We start from the raw sequence: 249 nt of genomic DNA on the forward strand, positions 1-249 counted from the left end.
CAAAGAAAGCAGCGTCTACGCCTGTTTGATGGGAAGCCGCTTTTTTGTATTGTTCTTTCGCTTGATTTACAGCATCGGTTGCTGCTTGAAGCTGATCAGGGTCCATACTCATTGTCGCTTGACCGACCATACGCTGTGCAGACTTAATCGCCATTTCTACTTGCTTTAACTCATTATACGGCTCACTCATTCTCATCCCTCGTTTCGATGTTCTCCTTACATACTATGCACCATTTTGGGATTAAATAT

1 protein-coding gene is annotated in these 249 nt (G+C 43.4%); it reads right to left on the reverse strand.

Going from position 1 to position 249, the window contains the following annotated elements:
• The coding region (locus RYX56_RS24265) for a DUF2564 family protein (RefSeq protein WP_317124371.1) at nucleotides 1-196 on the reverse strand (196 nt) is incomplete at its 3' end.
• Between the last annotated feature and the right edge of the window lie 53 nt (nucleotides 197-249).

Origin of the sequence: Alkalihalophilus lindianensis, from assembly GCF_032843265.1 — a bacterium.
Lineage (GTDB): Bacteria > Bacillota > Bacilli > Bacillales > Bacillaceae_D > Alkalihalophilus > Alkalihalophilus lindianensis.